The following is a 13833-nucleotide window of genomic DNA, read 5'->3' on the forward strand; positions in this document are numbered from 1 at the left end:
TCGCACGATTATGAATACATCGCCGTAATCGACGCGCTCCCAAGCGAATGGAAATGCACGTTAAACCCTACCATCGCGCCGCTCGCGCCTTCATCGACCTCAATTTTCTCCACATCCAGCGCGTGCACCGTAAAGATATAGCGGTGAGTTTCCCCTTTTGGCGGCGCCGCACCGCCGTAGCCCGCTTTACCAAAATCGGTGCGCGTCTGAATGGCACCTTCAGGCAGGGCAACCAGGCCAGAGCCGGAACCCTGCGGCAGCACGCGCGTGTCGGCAGGCAGGTTCGCCACGATCCAGTGCCACCAGCCGGAGCCGGTCGGTGCGTCCGGGTCGTAGCAGGTCACGACAAAGCTTTTGGTTCCGGCCGGAACCTCGTCCCACGCCAGGTGCGGGGAGATATTGTCTCCCTGATACCCCATGCCGTTGAATACGTGGCGTTCCGGGAGCTTTTCGCCGTCGCGCAGATCTTTACTGATGATTTTCATACGGTTTACCCTCGTTGATCGCTCGTTCAGGAAGTGTAACGCATGGGGTCAAATCGTGAAATGCGCGGGAATGTTAACGGCTGTAACGACCGCGTCGGTTAATTTACGCAGCTGCTCTGGCGTGATGCTGTATGGCGGCATCAGATAGATAAGCTTGCCGAACGGACGCACCCAGACGCCCTGCTCAACGAAGAAGCGCTGCAGCGCCGCCATATTTACCGGATGGGTGGTTTCAATCACCCCGATGGCGCCCAGCACGCGAACGTCCGCCACGAAATTCGCACCCGAGACGGCGCACAGCTCCTCTTTCAGCTGCGCTTCAATCGCCGCCACCTGCGTCTGCCATTCACCGCTTTCCAGAATGGCGAGGCTTTCGCTTGCGACGGCGCAGGCCAGCGGGTTGCCCATAAACGTCGGGCCGTGCATAAAGCAGCCCGCCTCGCCGTCACTGATGGTGTCAGCAATGTGACGGGTGGTTAGCGTGGCGGAGAGCGTCATGGTGCCGCCGGTCAGCGCTTTACCCAGGCACAGAATATCCGGGGCGATACCCGCATGCTCGCAGGCAAACAGCTTGCCGGTGCGGCCAAAACCGGTGGCGATCTCATCGGCAATCAGCAGAATGCCCTCGCGGTCGCACATCTTGCGAATACGTTTTAGCCACTCCGGATGGTACATCCGCATTCCGCCTGCGCCCTGCACAATCGGTTCAAGGATCACTGCGGCGATGTCATGACGATGCGCCGCCATCAGCCGCGCGAAGCCGACCATGTCCATCTCGTTCCACTCGCCGTCGAAGCGGCTCTGCGGGGCAGGGGCAAACAGGTTTTCCGGCAGATAGCCTTTCCACAGGCTGTGCATGGAGTTGTCCGGATCGCACACCGACATCGCCCCGAAGGTATCCCCGTGATAGCCGTTGCGGAAGGTGAGGAACCGCTGGCGCGTTTCGCCCAATGCATGCCAGTACTGCAGCGCCATTTTCATCGCCACTTCCACCGCCACGGAGCCGGAATCGGCCAGGAACACGCACTCCAGCGATTCAGGCGTCATCACCACCAGGCGACGGCATAAATCCACCGCGGGCTGATGGGTGATTCCGCCAAACATCACGTGCGACATCTGGTCAATCTGCGCCTTCATCGCCGCATTCAGGCGCGGGTGGTTGTACCCGTGAATGGCCGCCCACCAGGAAGACATGCCGTCAACGAGCCGCTCGCCGCTGGCAAGGTGCAGCTCGCAGCCGTGGGCCGAGGCCACCGGATAGACGGGAAGGGGGCGGGTGGTGGAGGTGTAAGGGTGCCAGATATGCTGCTTGTCGAAGGCGAGATCGTCCTGGGTCATAATCGACTTGTAAACCATTTTGAAAAGTTTTAGGTTTACGAGTATAAACCGAACCGAAAATTAACAAAACCCTTTGGAGAAGCCCAATGGCTCACCACGCACGCTGGACGATGTCGCAAGTTACTGAATTATTCAACAAACCTTTCCTTGAGCTGATGTTCGAAGCGCAGCAGGTGCATCGTCAGCACTTCGATCCACGCCATGTTCAGGTCAGCACGCTGCTGTCGATCAAGACCGGTGCCTGTCCTGAAGACTGCAAATATTGCCCGCAGAGCGCGCGCTACAAAACTGGCCTGGAATCCGAACGGCTGATGGAAGTTGAGCAGGTGCTCGACTCGGCGCGCAAGGCGAAAAACGCCGGTTCAACCCGCTTCTGCATGGGCGCGGCGTGGAAGAATCCGCACGATCGCGACATGCCGTATCTGGAGCAGATGGTAAAGGGCGTGAAGGAGATGGGCCTCGAAGCCTGTATGACGCTCGGCACGCTGAACGACGAGCAGGCGCAGCGCCTCTCCGCGGCGGGGCTGGACTATTACAACCACAACCTCGACACCTCGCCGGAGTTTTACGGCAACGTCATCACCACCCGTACCTATCAGGAGCGTCTGGATACGCTGGATAAAGTGCGTGACGCGGGGATCAAGATCTGCTCCGGCGGTATCGTGGGCTTAGGCGAAACGGTGAAAGACCGCGCGGGCCTGCTGCTGCAGCTGGCGAACCTGCCGACGCCGCCGGAAAGCGTGCCGATCAACATGCTGGTGAAGGTTAAGGGCACGCCGATGGCGGATAACGATGACGTCGATGCGTTTGATTTTATCCGCACCATCGCGGTGGCGCGCATCATGATGCCGACCTCTTACGTTCGCCTCTCCGCCGGTCGCGAGCAGATGAGTGAGCAAACTCAGGCCATGTGCTTTATGGCCGGAGCCAATTCCATCTTCTACGGCTGCAAGCTGCTGACCACGCCGAACCCGGAAGAGGACAAAGACGTTCAGCTGTTCCGCAAGCTGGGGCTTAACCCGCACCAGACCGAGGTGCTGACGGGCGATAACGAGCAACAGCAGCAGCTGGAGCAGCAGATTTTCAACGCCGACACCGACCAGTTCTACAACGCGGCAGCCGTATGACCTGGCAGGCACGAATACATACCGCGCTGGACGAACGCCGGGCGGCAGAGGCGTTTCGCGTTCGCAGGGTGGTGGAAAACGGCGCGGGCCGTTTTCTTACCCGCGAGGGGCGGCAGTTTTGTAATTTCTCCAGCAACGACTATCTCGGGCTGAGCCAGCATCCGGCCATCATTCGTGCCTGGCAGCAGGGCGCAGAGCGGTTTGGCGTGGGCAGCGGCGGCTCGGGGCACGTCAGCGGCTACACCACGGCGCATCAGGCACTGGAAGAGGCGCTTGCCGACTGGCTCGGCTACCCGCGCGCGCTGCTGTTTATTTCCGGCTTTGCCGCGAATCAGGCGGTTATTACCGCGCTGATGGAAAAAGAGGACCGCATTGTCGCTGACCGCCTGAGCCACGCCTCGCTGCTCGAGGCGGCAAATTTAAGCCCGGCACAGTTGCGCCGCTTTGCCCATAACGATGCGGGGCAGCTCGCCGCGCTGTTGGATAAACCCTGCGACGGACAGCAGCTGGCAGTAACGGAAGGGGTGTTCAGCATGGACGGCGACAGCGCGCCGCTTGCCGCGCTGCACGAGGCCGCAAAACGGCAAAACGCCTGGCTGCTGGTGGACGATGCCCACGGTATTGGCGTGATGGGCGACGAAGGGCGCGGCAGCGCGCATCAGCAAAACGTGAAGCCGGAACTGCTGATTGTCACCTTCGGCAAAGGCTTTGGCGTGAGCGGGGCCGCCGTGCTGTGCAGCGATTCGGTCGCTGACTATCTGCTGCAGTTTGCCCGACACCTGATCTACAGCACCAGCATGCCTCCGGCGCAGGCCGTGGCGCTGTCTGCGTCGCTGGCGGTGATCCGCAGCGCAGAAGGGGGGGAACGTCGCCAGCGGCTGGCAGAGCATATCTCCCGCTTCCGTCAGGGGTTAGCGGCGCTGCCCTTCCACAGTCCCGATTCGCAGCGCGCTATCCAGCCGGTGGTTGTCGGCGAAAACGGCCGCGCGCTGGCGCTGGCACGGGCGCTGCGCGAGCGCGGCATGTGGGTGACCGCCATCCGCCCGCCAACCGTTCCGCCCGGTACCGCGCGTCTGCGCTTAACTCTGACGGCGGCGCATGACGCACGGGATATCCAGACGCTGCTGGAGGTGCTCCATGTTGCCGGTGAATAAACAGGCCGTTGCGGCGGCATTTGGTCGGGCTGCGCAGAGCTATTCGCAGCACGATGAACTGCAGCGTCAGAGCGCGGAGGGGCTTCTGGCCGCGCTTGGCGAGAATCGTTTTCCGAAGGTGCTGGACGCGGGCTGTGGTCCCGGCAGCAACAGCCGCTACTGGCGCGGAACGGGAAGCCAGGTCACCGCTATCGACCTCTCAGACCAGATGCTCGACGAGGCGCGTCAGAGGCAGGCAGCGGATCGCTATCTGCTGGCCGATATCGAGGCTATCCCGCTGGCGGATGCGCAGTTCGATCTGGTCTGGAGTCATCTGGCGGTCCAGTGGTGCAGCAGCCTGCCACAGGCCTTACGCGAGCTTTATCGCATGGCGCGACCGGGCGGGAAGGTAGCCTTTACCACCTTGCTGGAAAGCTCGTTGCCTGAGCTGAACCAGGCGTGGAAAGCGGTGGATGAGCAGCCGCACGCTAACCGCTTTTTATCGCATGAACAGGTGACGCAGGCGCTGGCAGGCTGGCGCTATCGCAGCACGGTACAGACCATCACCCTCAATTTTAGCGATGCGTTCAGCGCCATGCGCTCGCTGAAGGGCATCGGGGCCACGCATCTGCATGCCGGACGGGAGAGAAAACTGCTCACCCGGGGACAACTGCAGCGTCTGGAGCTGGCCTGGCCGCAGCAGCGGGGTCATTTCCCGCTCTCTTATCAACTTTTTCATGGGATTATCGAACGTGACTGAACGTTATTTTGTTACCGGCACGGACACGGAAGTGGGCAAAACGGTTGCCAGCTCGGCGCTACTGCAGGCGGCGCAAAAGCTTGGGAAAAACACCGCCGGATATAAACCCGTTGCTTCCGGCAGCGAGATGACGGCGGAAGGGTTACGCAACACTGACGCGCTGGCGCTCCAGCGCAACAGCACGCTTGAACTTGCCTATTCAGCGGTGAATCCGTACACCTTTGCCGAGCCGACCTCGCCGCACATAATCAGCGCCGATGAAGGCCGTCCGATTGATTTCGCCGTCCTGTCTACCGGATTACGGACGCTGGAAAGCCAGGCCGACTGGGTGCTGGTGGAGGGGGCTGGCGGCTGGTTTACGCCGCTTTCCGAAGAAAACACCTTTGCTGACTGGGTGCAGGCCGAGCAGCTTCCGGTCATTCTTGTCGTCGGCGTCAAGCTGGGCTGCATCAATCACGCCATGTTGACGGCGCAGGCCGTACAGCAGGCCGGGCTGCGTCTGGCGGGCTGGATAGCCAACGACGTGGTCGCGCCAGGGAAACGACACCAGGAGTATCTGGCGACCCTCAAACGCGTGCTCCCCGCGCCGTGCCTAGGGGAAATCCCCTGGCTTGCGGACGGCGCGGAAAATGCCGAAACCGGGTGTTATCTCGACCTCAGCGTCTTGCTTCCCGCGACATCCAGTGGGCGATAAGCTCGTCATCCAGTTCGTTAACGTGGCCCTGCGCCACGTTACGCCCGCGATAGAGCATGCAGAAACGCTCCGCAACCCGGCGGATAAACGACAGCTGTTGCTCCGCTAATAACACCGTCATACCCAGCTCCCGATTTAAGCGCACCAGCAGCTGCCCCAGCTTCTGGGCGAAGCTGTGTCCTGCGCCGTGCAGGGGTTCATCGAGGATCAGCAGGCGCGGGCGGTTCACCAGCGCGTTGGCCAGCGCCAGCTGATACTGGTCGTCCGGAGAGAGCGTGTTGGCGCGGGCCTGCCGCAGCGCATAGAGTGCCGGAAACAGGTCGTAAACGTCTCTTTTCGCCTCAGGATCGGGTTTCCCCACGGCCTGCATCGCAATATGCAAATTCTCATCGATGGTCAGCTGGGAAAAGATCCGTCTGTCCTGCGGGACATAGCCTATGCCCGGCATGGAACGGTGCTCTGACGCCTGGTTGAGCAAATCGCGCGGCGGCGCACCGGCTTCATGCCAGATAATGGTGCCGCTTTCGACGGGCACTTTTCCGGTAATGCAGTTCATCAGGGTCGTTTTGCCCATCCCCGGCAGGCCAACGACGCCTGTACACATGCCTTGCGGAAAATCTAAATCCAGGTTCCATAGCGTATGTTGGCTTCCGTAAAACTGATTCACAGCACGCAGACTCAACATCTTTCTCTCCTTAAAAATGTTTATTGATGACGCTCGTAGTCGACTGTGCAAAACGCCTGCCAGAAACCATAAAGTGATTAAAAAAGGGGCTTTTTTAGGAATAAGTCTCTGCGGATCGTCGTGCGGATCCTTAAATTGCACATCAACGGTGCCGGAAGCGGTGAATTATGGTGCAGGGCGCGAAATGGCGGTTTTGTGAGCGAGATCGCATGCGTTGGTTATGAATGACTCAACTGTTTATCATCAAAAAATAGCTATAAAAATTTTTTGTTACCGCCTCGTGGGAAAAACCGGGAATTTGCCGAGTGGCGGTCTGTACGGGCTGGACGCAGTTATCCACCATTCCTGTGGATAACCATGTGCATTAGAGTTAGAAAACACGCGATAAGCGAGAGAATACGCGGGTTACGCCCGAATTGATGCGAAACACGGCTTTAGAAAATATCGCTTAGTAATTAACTGGTTAGATAAAATCAATTGCCGTCATGAAACTGTCACCCGTTGCCACAAAACTATCATTACCTGGCTTGACAAATGTTAAAAAAGGAAAAGTTCTGGGGATAACCGAGTCAGGCTGGTGTTTTATTTTGTCACAGTCTACATTTCAACCGGGATCGCGCTCATTCCCCGGGCGCTACTCTAAATATCCTGCCACGCTACTGGTTTTTCATCCAGTGTTTTTTACTGGCATTCCTGGCAACAACGAGTAAAATTACTCACCTGCCGCTTATAACGTCATCAGGTTGTCGCCCATGAGTAAACCGTTCAAATTGAATTCTGCTTTCCGTCCTTCGGGGGATCAGCCCGAGGCCATCCGCCGTCTGGAAGAGGGGCTGGAAGATGGGCTGGCGCATCAGACGCTATTAGGTGTGACGGGGTCAGGTAAAACCTTCACCGTCGCCAACGTGATTGCGGATCTCCAGCGCCCCACGATGGTGCTGGCACCCAATAAAACTCTGGCGGCGCAGCTTTATGGTGAGATGAAAGAGTTCTTCCCGGACAACGCGGTGGAGTATTTCGTCTCCTACTACGATTACTACCAGCCAGAAGCCTATGTGCCGAGCTCTGACACCTTCATCGAGAAGGATGCCTCAGTGAACGAACACATTGAGCAGATGCGTCTGTCGGCCACTAAGGCGCTTCTGGAGCGTCGAGATGTTGTGGTTGTCGCATCGGTTTCCGCGACCTACGGCCTGGGCGATCCGGATCTCTATCTCAAGATGACGCTGCCCCCGACGCAGGGGATGATCATCGACCAGCGCGCCATCGTCCGTCGTCTGGCGGAGCTGCAGTATGCCCGTAACGATCAGGCTTTCCAGCGCGGGACGTTCCGCGTACGCGGTGAGGTGATCGACATCTTCCCGGCGGAATCGGACGATATGGCGCTGCGCGTCGAGCTGTTCGACGAAGAGGTTGAACGCCTGTCGCTCTTCGATCCGCTGACCGGACACATTGAATCGGTAATCCAGCGCTTCACCATTTACCCGAAAACGCACTACGTAACGCCGCGCGAGCGTATTGTGCAGGCGATGGAAGAGATCAAAGTGGAGCTGGCCGAGCGCCGTAAGGTGCTGCTGGCCAACAACAAGCTGCTGGAAGAGCAGCGCCTGAGCCAGCGTACCCAGTTTGACCTTGAGATGATGAACGAGCTGGGCTACTGCTCCGGTATTGAAAACTACTCGCGCTTCCTCTCCGGGCGCGGGCCGGGCGAGCCGCCGCCGACGCTGTTTGACTACCTTCCGGCAGACGGTTTGCTGGTGATCGACGAATCCCACGTTACGATCCCGCAGATCGGCGGGATGTACCGCGGTGACCGCGCGCGTAAAGAGACGCTGGTGGAATACGGCTTCCGCCTGCCGTCGGCGCTGGATAACCGTCCGATGAAGTTTGAAGAGTTTGAGGCGCTCGCGCCGCAAACCATTTACGTCTCGGCCACGCCGGGCAACTACGAGCTGGAGAAATCCGGTGAAGACGTTGTCGATCAGGTTGTGCGTCCAACGGGTCTGCTCGACCCGATTATTGAAGTTCGTCCGGTGGCGACTCAGGTGGACGATCTGCTCTCGGAAATTCGCGCTCGTTCCGCCATCAACGAGCGCGTGCTGGTGACCACGCTCACCAAACGCATGGCGGAAGACCTGACCGAGTATCTGGAAGAGCACGGCGAGAAGGTGCGTTATCTGCACTCGGATATCGACACCGTCGAGCGCATGGAAATTATTCGCGATCTGCGTCTGGGCGAGTTTGACGTGCTGGTGGGGATCAACCTGCTGCGAGAAGGTCTGGATATGCCGGAAGTCTCACTGGTGGCGATTCTGGATGCGGATAAAGAGGGTTTCCTGCGTTCCGAGCGTTCGCTGATCCAGACCATTGGCCGCGCCGCGCGTAACGTTAACGGTAAAGCGATTCTGTACGGTGACAAAATCACCCCATCGATGGCGAAAGCTATTGGTGAAACGGAGCGCCGCCGCGAGAAACAGCAGCGCTACAACGAAGAGCACGGCATTACGCCGCAGGGTCTGAACAAGAAGGTGGTGGATATCCTGGCGCTGGGCCAGAACATTGCCAAAACCAAAGCGAAAGGTCGCGGCAAGGCGCGCTCAGTGGTGGAAGAAGATACCGTCGTGCTGACGCCGAAAGCGCTGCAGCAGAAAATCCACGAGCTGGAAGGACAGATGATGCAGCACGCGCAGAACCTGGAGTTCGAAGAAGCGGCGCAGATCCGCGACCAGCTTCATCAGCTGCGGGATCTTTTCATCGCGGCATCGTGAGTAAAGCGTTGTTTTCTCCCTCTCCCTATGGGAGAGAGCCGGGGTGAGGGCATCAGGCCGGACAAAACGAACCTAACCCAGCGCCTGAATCGCCTTCTCCAGCGCCTCGCGCAGCAGGTGACGGTCATGGCGATATTTAATATCACTCGCCTCTAGCGGCTCCTGCACCACCACGCGGTCGCCAATACCCGATACGTCCACCTTCGGCCCCACCACGACACCGTCGATAATTTTTTTACCGACGTACTGCTCCATTAAATCAAGCTTGTCCGCCAGCGACAGGCTCGCCGCCGCCGGGCTCAGTTCACGTCCCAGGTTACCGATGTAGACCATCGGGGCGGGGGTGCGGCGCAGCGCCTGCGCTAGCTCTTTCACCAGCAGAATCGGCATCAGGCTGGTGTAAAAACTACCAGGGCCAATCAGGATCAGATCCGCTTCACCGATGGCTTCTACCGCTTCGCGCGTGGCGGGGACGCTTGGATAGGTCATTAGCTCCGTTGGCGGCAGGATAAGCTGATCAATATTCACCTCACCGTAAACTTCATGCCCTTCAGCGTCGATAGCCATTAAATCGACCGGTTGTTCAGACATGGGGATCAGAAATGCATCCACTTTAAGCAGATTACGGATCAGGTTGATGGCTTCGAGAGGCCGCACACTCAGGTGATCTAAGGCCTTTAACATCAGATTTCCGAGGTTATGCCCGGAAAGTTCGCCATTACCGCCAAAACGGTACTCAAACATCGCCGATGCGACGCTCGGTTCGGTAATTAACTGGTTCAGACAGTTGCGCATATCTCCCCAGGCAATCCCGCCTTCGGCACGTCGGATCCGCCCCGTTGAGCCGCCGTTATCGGTGGTGGTCACTATCCCTGTCAGCCTTGACCCGAGTGACGACAATGAGGACATGACGCGGCCCAGGCCGTGGCCTCCGCCAAGAGCGACCACTCGGTCAAGATCCGCAAAAGTGCGATTGCGCATAGGTATTCCTTATCACGTTCGATCGCGTAACAGTAACCTAACTACCCCTAAAAGACGATGCCTCAGCCGATGCAAAATGACGTATATCAATGTGAAAGTGCGGTTTTTGGGTATCCTGTAGCGAAAATGCACGATTAATTCGCTATATATATAATTATATAGCGAAATGCGAGAATGGCGAAGTGATGATTTCCGCGTTACTATCGCTATAACCACGTTTTCATTTTTGAAAACATACACTCTAGCCCTGGCGCCTGTGTCGAACGATATGGCGCCCTGGCCGTGGCAAATTAGCCACCAGGGTACAGAAAGAAATGACTGTGCCTCCCGATTTGGAAAGGTGTACATGGCTTCACAACTTACTGATGCTTTCGCGCGTAAGTTTTATTACTTACGTCTGTCGATTACCGATGTGTGTAACTTCCGTTGCACCTATTGCCTGCCCGATGGCTACAAGCCGGGTAAGGTCACCAATAACGGCTTTCTCTCCGTGGATGAAGTGCGCCGCGTTACGCGCGCCTTCTCTGAGCTCGGCACGGAAAAGGTGCGTCTGACCGGAGGCGAACCCTCTTTACGTCGTGATTTTCCCGACATCATTGCCGCCGTACGTGAAAACGAACGTATCCGCCAGATTGCGGTGACCACTAACGGTTACCGCATGGCGCGCGACGTGGCGAACTGGCGCGATGCGGGCCTGACGGCGATCAACGTCAGCGTAGATAGCCTCGATGCCCGTCAGTTCCACGCCATTACCGGACAGGACAAATTCCATCAGGTGATGGAAGGCATCGACGCCGCATTCACTGCGGGGTTCGACAAAGTCAAAGTGAATACCGTGCTGATGCGTGATGTAAACCATCATCAGCTGGACACCTTCCTGGCGTGGATCAAACCACGCCGCATTCAACTGCGTTTTATTGAGCTGATGGAAACCGGCGAGGGCAGCGAGCTGTTCCGTCGTCATCACATCTCTGGCATGGTGCTGCGCGACGCGCTGCTGAGACGCGGCTGGATCCACCAGATCCGCCAGCGCAGCGACGGCCCGGCGCAGGTCTTCTGTCATCCGGATTACGAAGGTGAGATAGGGCTTATCATGCCCTATGAGAAAGACTTCTGCGCCAGCTGCAACCGCCTGCGCGTCTCCTCCGTTGGCAAGCTTCATCTCTGCCTGTTCGGCGACGGCGGCGTAGATCTTCGCGATTTGCTGGAAGACGATGCGCAGCAGGACGCGCTTGAAGCACGCATTTCTGAAGCGCTGACGCATAAAAAACAGCCCCACTTCCTGCATCAGGGCAATACCGGCATTACTCAGAACCTGTCTTACATCGGCGGGTAATCAGTCTTAAGAAGGAATCAGAAGATGAGTCAGGTAAGCGCAGAATTTATCCCGACACGCATTGCTATCCTTACCGTTTCCGACCGCCGTGGCGAAGAGGATGATACCTCCGGTCACTGGCTGCGTGATGAGGCGCATGACGCGGGGCATCACATCGTCGATAAAGCGATCGTAAAAGAAAACCGCTACGCCATTCGCGCTCAGGTCTCTCAGTGGATCGCCAGCGATGAGGTGCAGGTGGTGTTGATTACCGGCGGCACCGGCTTTACCGCAGGCGATCAGACTCCCGAAGCGCTGATCCCGCTGTTCGACCGCGAAGTGGAAGGCTTCGGCGAAGTGTTCCGCATGCTCTCCTTTGAAGAGATTGGTACCTCCACGCTCCAGTCACGCGCCGTGGCGGGCGTGGCAAACAACACGCTCATTTTCGCTATGCCGGGCTCGACCAAAGCCTGCCGTACCGCGTGGGAAAACATCATCGCCCCGCAGCTGGATGCCCGTACCCGTCCGTGTAATTTCCACCCCCATTTAAAGAAATAAGCTATGTCACAACTGACCCACATTAACGCCGCCGGTGAAGCGCATATGGTGGATGTTTCCGCCAAAGCGGAAACGGTGCGCGAGGCGCGCGCGCAAGCGCTCGTCACTATGCTGCCAGAAACCCTGGCGATGATTCTCGACGGCAGCCACCACAAAGGTGATGTCTTTGCGACCGCGCGCATCGCCGGTATTCAGGCCGCGAAACGCACCTGGGACTTAATTCCGCTGTGCCATCCGCTGATGCTGAGCAAGGTGGAAGTGAACCTGCAGGCGCAGCCGGAGCACAGCCGCGTGCGCATTGAGTCACTCTGCCGCTTAACCGGGAAGACCGGCGTTGAGATGGAAGCGCTGACGGCGGCCTCCGTCGCCGCGCTGACCATCTACGATATGTGTAAAGCAGTGCAGAAAGATATGGTCATTGGCCCGGTGCGCCTGCTGGCGAAAAGCGGCGGCAAATCCGGTGATTTTAAGGTGGACAGCCATGATTAAGGTGCTCTTTTTTGCCCAGGTGCGCGAGCTGGTCAATACCGACAGCCTGACGCTGGATGCGTCCTTCGAAAACGTCGCTGCCCTGCGCACGCATCTGGCGGCACAAAGTGACCGCTGGGCGCTGGCGCTTGAGGAAGGCAAGCTGCTGGCCGCCGTGAATCAGACGCTGGTTGAATTCACCCATCCGCTGAACGCAGGGGATGAGGTGGCCTTCTTCCCGCCGGTGACAGGGGGCTAAGATGGCTGAAACCCGAATTCTGGTCGGTCACGAGCGCTTTAATGTTGGTACAGAATATGACTGGTTGGCCGAGCGCGATGAAGATGGTGCGGTCGTCACCTTTACCGGTAAAGTGCGCAACCACAACCTCGGCGACAGCGTGAAGGCGCTGACGCTGGAGCACTATCCGGGGATGACCGAGAAATCGCTGGCGGCGATTGTCGACGAGGCGCGGGGCCGCTGGCCGCTTGGCCGCATCACGGTGATTCACCGCATCGGCGAGATGTGGCCTGGCGAGGAGATTGTCTTCGTCGGGGTGACCAGCGCGCACCGCGGCAGTGCGTTTGCGGCAGGGGAGTTCATTATGGACTATCTCAAAACCAAAGCCCCGTTCTGGAAGCGTGAAGCCACGCCGGAAGGTGACCGCTGGGTGGAATCGCGCGACAGCGATAAACAAGCCGCCAGCCGTTGGTAGTCGGTTTACGTGGATGTGTTAATCTTAACGTGTGTGTCTACTTAATCTTAATCAGGAGTGAATCATGGACCGATTTCCGCGTTCCGATTCAATAGTACAGCAGACCCGTAGCGGCCTGCAGACGTATATGGCTCAGGTGTACGGCTGGATGACGGTCGGCCTGCTGCTTACCGCGTTTATCGCGTGGTATGCGGCGAACACGCCTGAACTGATGATGTTTATCTTTTCCAGCAAAATCACCTTCTTTGGGCTGATTATCGCGCAGCTGGCGCTGGTGTTTGTGCTTTCTGGCCTGGTGCAAAAGCTGAGTGCCGGAATGGCGACCACGCTGTTTATGCTCTATTCAGCGCTAACCGGACTGACGCTTTCCAGTATTTTCATCGTTTACACCTACTCCTCCATCGCCAGCACCTTTGTGGTCACCGGCGGGATGTTCGGCGTGATGAGCCTGTATGGCTATACCACCAAACGTGACCTGAGCGGCTTAGGCAATATGCTGTTTATGGGGCTGATTGGGATCGTGCTGGCGTCGCTGGTGAACCTGTGGCTGAAGAGTGACGCGCTGATGTGGGCAGTGACCTACATCGGGGTAGTGGTCTTCGTTGGCTTGACGGCCTACGACACCCAGAAGCTGAAAAACATCGGCGAGCAGATTGATGTGCGCGACAGTTCTAACCTGCGCAAATACTCGATTCTGGGGGCGTTGACGCTGTACCTGGACTTCATCAACCTGTTCCTGATGCTGCTGCGTATTTTCGGCAACCGTCGCTAGTTATTTCCCCCTCACCCTAACCCTCTCCCTCAGGGA

At 58.1% G+C, this 13833-nt stretch carries 15 protein-coding genes and 1 riboswitch; of the genes, 11 read left to right on the top strand and 4 right to left on the bottom strand.

All coding sequences use genetic code 11. The features are described from left to right. Nucleotides 1-8: 8 nt before the first annotated feature. Both ENTMO_RS0107565 and bioA read right to left on the bottom strand, forming a co-directional pair. On the bottom strand, nucleotides 9-485 hold the full coding sequence (locus ENTMO_RS0107565; protein WP_010428810.1) for a kinase inhibitor: 477 nt from the start codon (nucleotides 483-485) through the stop codon (nucleotides 9-11). A 48-nt stretch (nucleotides 486-533) separates the two neighbouring features. Then, a complete protein-coding gene (gene bioA, locus ENTMO_RS0107570) occupies nucleotides 534-1823 on the bottom strand; it encodes an adenosylmethionine--8-amino-7-oxononanoate transaminase (RefSeq protein WP_010428814.1) in 1290 nt (429 codons plus the stop codon). A gap of 86 nt (nucleotides 1824-1909) precedes the next feature. On the opposite strand from bioA, the gene bioB reads away from it, so the two are divergent. The 4 genes from bioB to bioD are packed head-to-tail and all read left to right on the top strand — an operon-like array spanning nucleotide 1910 to nucleotide 5537. Continuing rightward, nucleotides 1910-2950, top strand: coding sequence for a biotin synthase BioB (bioB, locus tag ENTMO_RS0107575; protein WP_010428817.1), 1041 nt, complete (start codon nucleotides 1910-1912; stop codon nucleotides 2948-2950). Then, nucleotides 2947-4104, top strand: coding sequence for an 8-amino-7-oxononanoate synthase (gene bioF, locus ENTMO_RS0107580; RefSeq protein ID WP_010428821.1), 1158 nt, complete (start codon nucleotides 2947-2949; stop codon nucleotides 4102-4104). The genes bioB and bioF overlap by 4 nt, the downstream gene beginning before the upstream one ends. After that, the gene (gene bioC / locus ENTMO_RS0107585; protein ID WP_010428824.1) at nucleotides 4088-4843 is read left to right on the top strand and encodes a malonyl-ACP O-methyltransferase BioC; all 756 of its coding nucleotides are present in this window, start codon (nucleotides 4088-4090) and stop codon (nucleotides 4841-4843) included. Before bioF ends, bioC begins: the two co-directional genes overlap by 17 nt. Further along, nucleotides 4836-5537, top strand: a complete 702-nt coding sequence (gene bioD, locus ENTMO_RS0107590) for a dethiobiotin synthase (RefSeq protein WP_010428827.1) — start codon at nucleotides 4836-4838, stop codon at nucleotides 5535-5537. The genes bioC and bioD overlap by 8 nt, the downstream gene beginning before the upstream one ends. Here the strand turns inward: bioD and ENTMO_RS0107595 are convergent. Continuing rightward, complete coding sequence (locus tag ENTMO_RS0107595; RefSeq protein WP_010428831.1) at nucleotides 5500-6222, bottom strand: ABC transporter ATP-binding protein; 723 nt, start codon at nucleotides 6220-6222, stop codon at nucleotides 5500-5502. The two genes, bioD and ENTMO_RS0107595, sit on opposite strands and share 38 nt — an antisense overlap. Before the next feature lie 752 nt (nucleotides 6223-6974). Here ENTMO_RS0107595 and uvrB point away from each other — a divergent pair. Next, a complete protein-coding gene (uvrB, locus tag ENTMO_RS0107600) occupies nucleotides 6975-8990 on the top strand; it encodes an excinuclease ABC subunit UvrB (protein WP_010428833.1) in 2016 nt (671 codons plus the stop codon). Nucleotides 8991-9062: 72 nt separating this feature from the next. On the opposite strand, the gene yvcK is transcribed toward uvrB, so the two are convergent. After that, on the bottom strand, nucleotides 9063-9971 hold the full coding sequence (yvcK, locus tag ENTMO_RS0107605) for a uridine diphosphate-N-acetylglucosamine-binding protein YvcK (protein ID WP_010428835.1): 909 nt from the start codon (nucleotides 9969-9971) through the stop codon (nucleotides 9063-9065). Between the two features lie 225 nt (nucleotides 9972-10196). Next, nucleotides 10197-10330: riboswitch (molybdenum cofactor riboswitch) on the top strand. On the opposite strand from yvcK, the gene moaA reads away from it, so the two are divergent. The 6 genes from moaA to ENTMO_RS0107635 all read left to right on the top strand — a co-directional run bounded on the left by moaA (nucleotide 10318) and on the right by ENTMO_RS0107635 (nucleotide 13797). Beyond that, nucleotides 10318-11307 carry a GTP 3',8-cyclase MoaA gene (gene moaA / locus ENTMO_RS0107610; protein ID WP_010428837.1) on the top strand — a complete coding sequence of 330 codons (990 nt, stop codon included), beginning with the start codon at nucleotides 10318-10320 and terminating at the stop codon, nucleotides 11305-11307. It overlaps the preceding riboswitch by 13 nt. Nucleotides 11308-11331: 24 nt before the next feature. Then, nucleotides 11332-11844, top strand: coding sequence for a molybdenum cofactor biosynthesis protein B (gene moaB, locus ENTMO_RS0107615; RefSeq protein WP_010428839.1), 513 nt, complete (start codon nucleotides 11332-11334; stop codon nucleotides 11842-11844). A gap of 3 nt (nucleotides 11845-11847) precedes the next feature. Then, on the top strand, nucleotides 11848-12333 hold the full coding sequence (gene moaC, locus ENTMO_RS0107620) for a cyclic pyranopterin monophosphate synthase MoaC (protein WP_010428841.1): 486 nt from the start codon (nucleotides 11848-11850) through the stop codon (nucleotides 12331-12333). Continuing rightward, the gene (moaD, locus tag ENTMO_RS0107625; RefSeq protein ID WP_010428843.1) at nucleotides 12326-12571 is read left to right on the top strand and encodes a molybdopterin synthase sulfur carrier subunit; all 246 of its coding nucleotides are present in this window, start codon (nucleotides 12326-12328) and stop codon (nucleotides 12569-12571) included. Before moaC ends, moaD begins: the two co-directional genes overlap by 8 nt. Nucleotide 12572: 1 nt before the next feature. Further along, nucleotides 12573-13025, top strand: coding sequence for a molybdopterin synthase catalytic subunit MoaE (gene moaE, locus ENTMO_RS0107630; RefSeq protein ID WP_010428844.1), 453 nt, complete (start codon nucleotides 12573-12575; stop codon nucleotides 13023-13025). A gap of 64 nt (nucleotides 13026-13089) precedes the next feature. Continuing rightward, nucleotides 13090-13797 (top strand): Bax inhibitor-1/YccA family protein, encoded by a 708-nt coding sequence (locus ENTMO_RS0107635; RefSeq protein WP_010428846.1) that lies wholly within the window; start codon nucleotides 13090-13092, stop codon nucleotides 13795-13797. Nucleotides 13798-13833: the final 36 nt, after the last annotated feature.

This window comes from Enterobacter mori LMG 25706, assembly GCF_000211415.1.
Lineage (GTDB): Bacteria > Pseudomonadota > Gammaproteobacteria > Enterobacterales > Enterobacteriaceae > Enterobacter > Enterobacter mori.

What these genes read in the sequence shown, in the direction of transcription:
- moaD (WP_010428843.1), top strand. Translation starts at nt 12,326, where the DNA reads ATGATTAAGGTGCTCTTTTTTGCCCAGGTGCGCGAGCTGGTCAATACC.
- moaC (WP_010428841.1), top strand. Translation starts at nt 11,848, where the DNA reads ATGTCACAACTGACCCACATTAACGCCGCCGGTGAAGCGCATATGGTG.
- ENTMO_RS0107635 (WP_010428846.1), top strand. Translation starts at nt 13,090, where the DNA reads ATGGACCGATTTCCGCGTTCCGATTCAATAGTACAGCAGACCCGTAGC.
- ENTMO_RS0107595 (WP_010428831.1), bottom strand. Translation starts at nt 6,222, where the DNA reads ATGTTGAGTCTGCGTGCTGTGAATCAGTTTTACGGAAGCCAACATACG.
- bioA (WP_010428814.1), bottom strand. Translation starts at nt 1,823, where the DNA reads ATGACCCAGGACGATCTCGCCTTCGACAAGCAGCATATCTGGCACCCT.
- moaA (WP_010428837.1), top strand. Translation starts at nt 10,318, where the DNA reads ATGGCTTCACAACTTACTGATGCTTTCGCGCGTAAGTTTTATTACTTA.
- uvrB (WP_010428833.1), top strand. Translation starts at nt 6,975, where the DNA reads ATGAGTAAACCGTTCAAATTGAATTCTGCTTTCCGTCCTTCGGGGGAT.
- bioB (WP_010428817.1), top strand. Translation starts at nt 1,910, where the DNA reads ATGGCTCACCACGCACGCTGGACGATGTCGCAAGTTACTGAATTATTC.
- bioF (WP_010428821.1), top strand. Translation starts at nt 2,947, where the DNA reads ATGACCTGGCAGGCACGAATACATACCGCGCTGGACGAACGCCGGGCG.
- yvcK (WP_010428835.1), bottom strand. Translation starts at nt 9,971, where the DNA reads ATGCGCAATCGCACTTTTGCGGATCTTGACCGAGTGGTCGCTCTTGGC.
- bioC (WP_010428824.1), top strand. Translation starts at nt 4,088, where the DNA reads ATGTTGCCGGTGAATAAACAGGCCGTTGCGGCGGCATTTGGTCGGGCT.
- moaE (WP_010428844.1), top strand. Translation starts at nt 12,573, where the DNA reads ATGGCTGAAACCCGAATTCTGGTCGGTCACGAGCGCTTTAATGTTGGT.
- ENTMO_RS0107565 (WP_010428810.1), bottom strand. Translation starts at nt 485, where the DNA reads ATGAAAATCATCAGTAAAGATCTGCGCGACGGCGAAAAGCTCCCGGAA.
- moaB (WP_010428839.1), top strand. Translation starts at nt 11,332, where the DNA reads ATGAGTCAGGTAAGCGCAGAATTTATCCCGACACGCATTGCTATCCTT.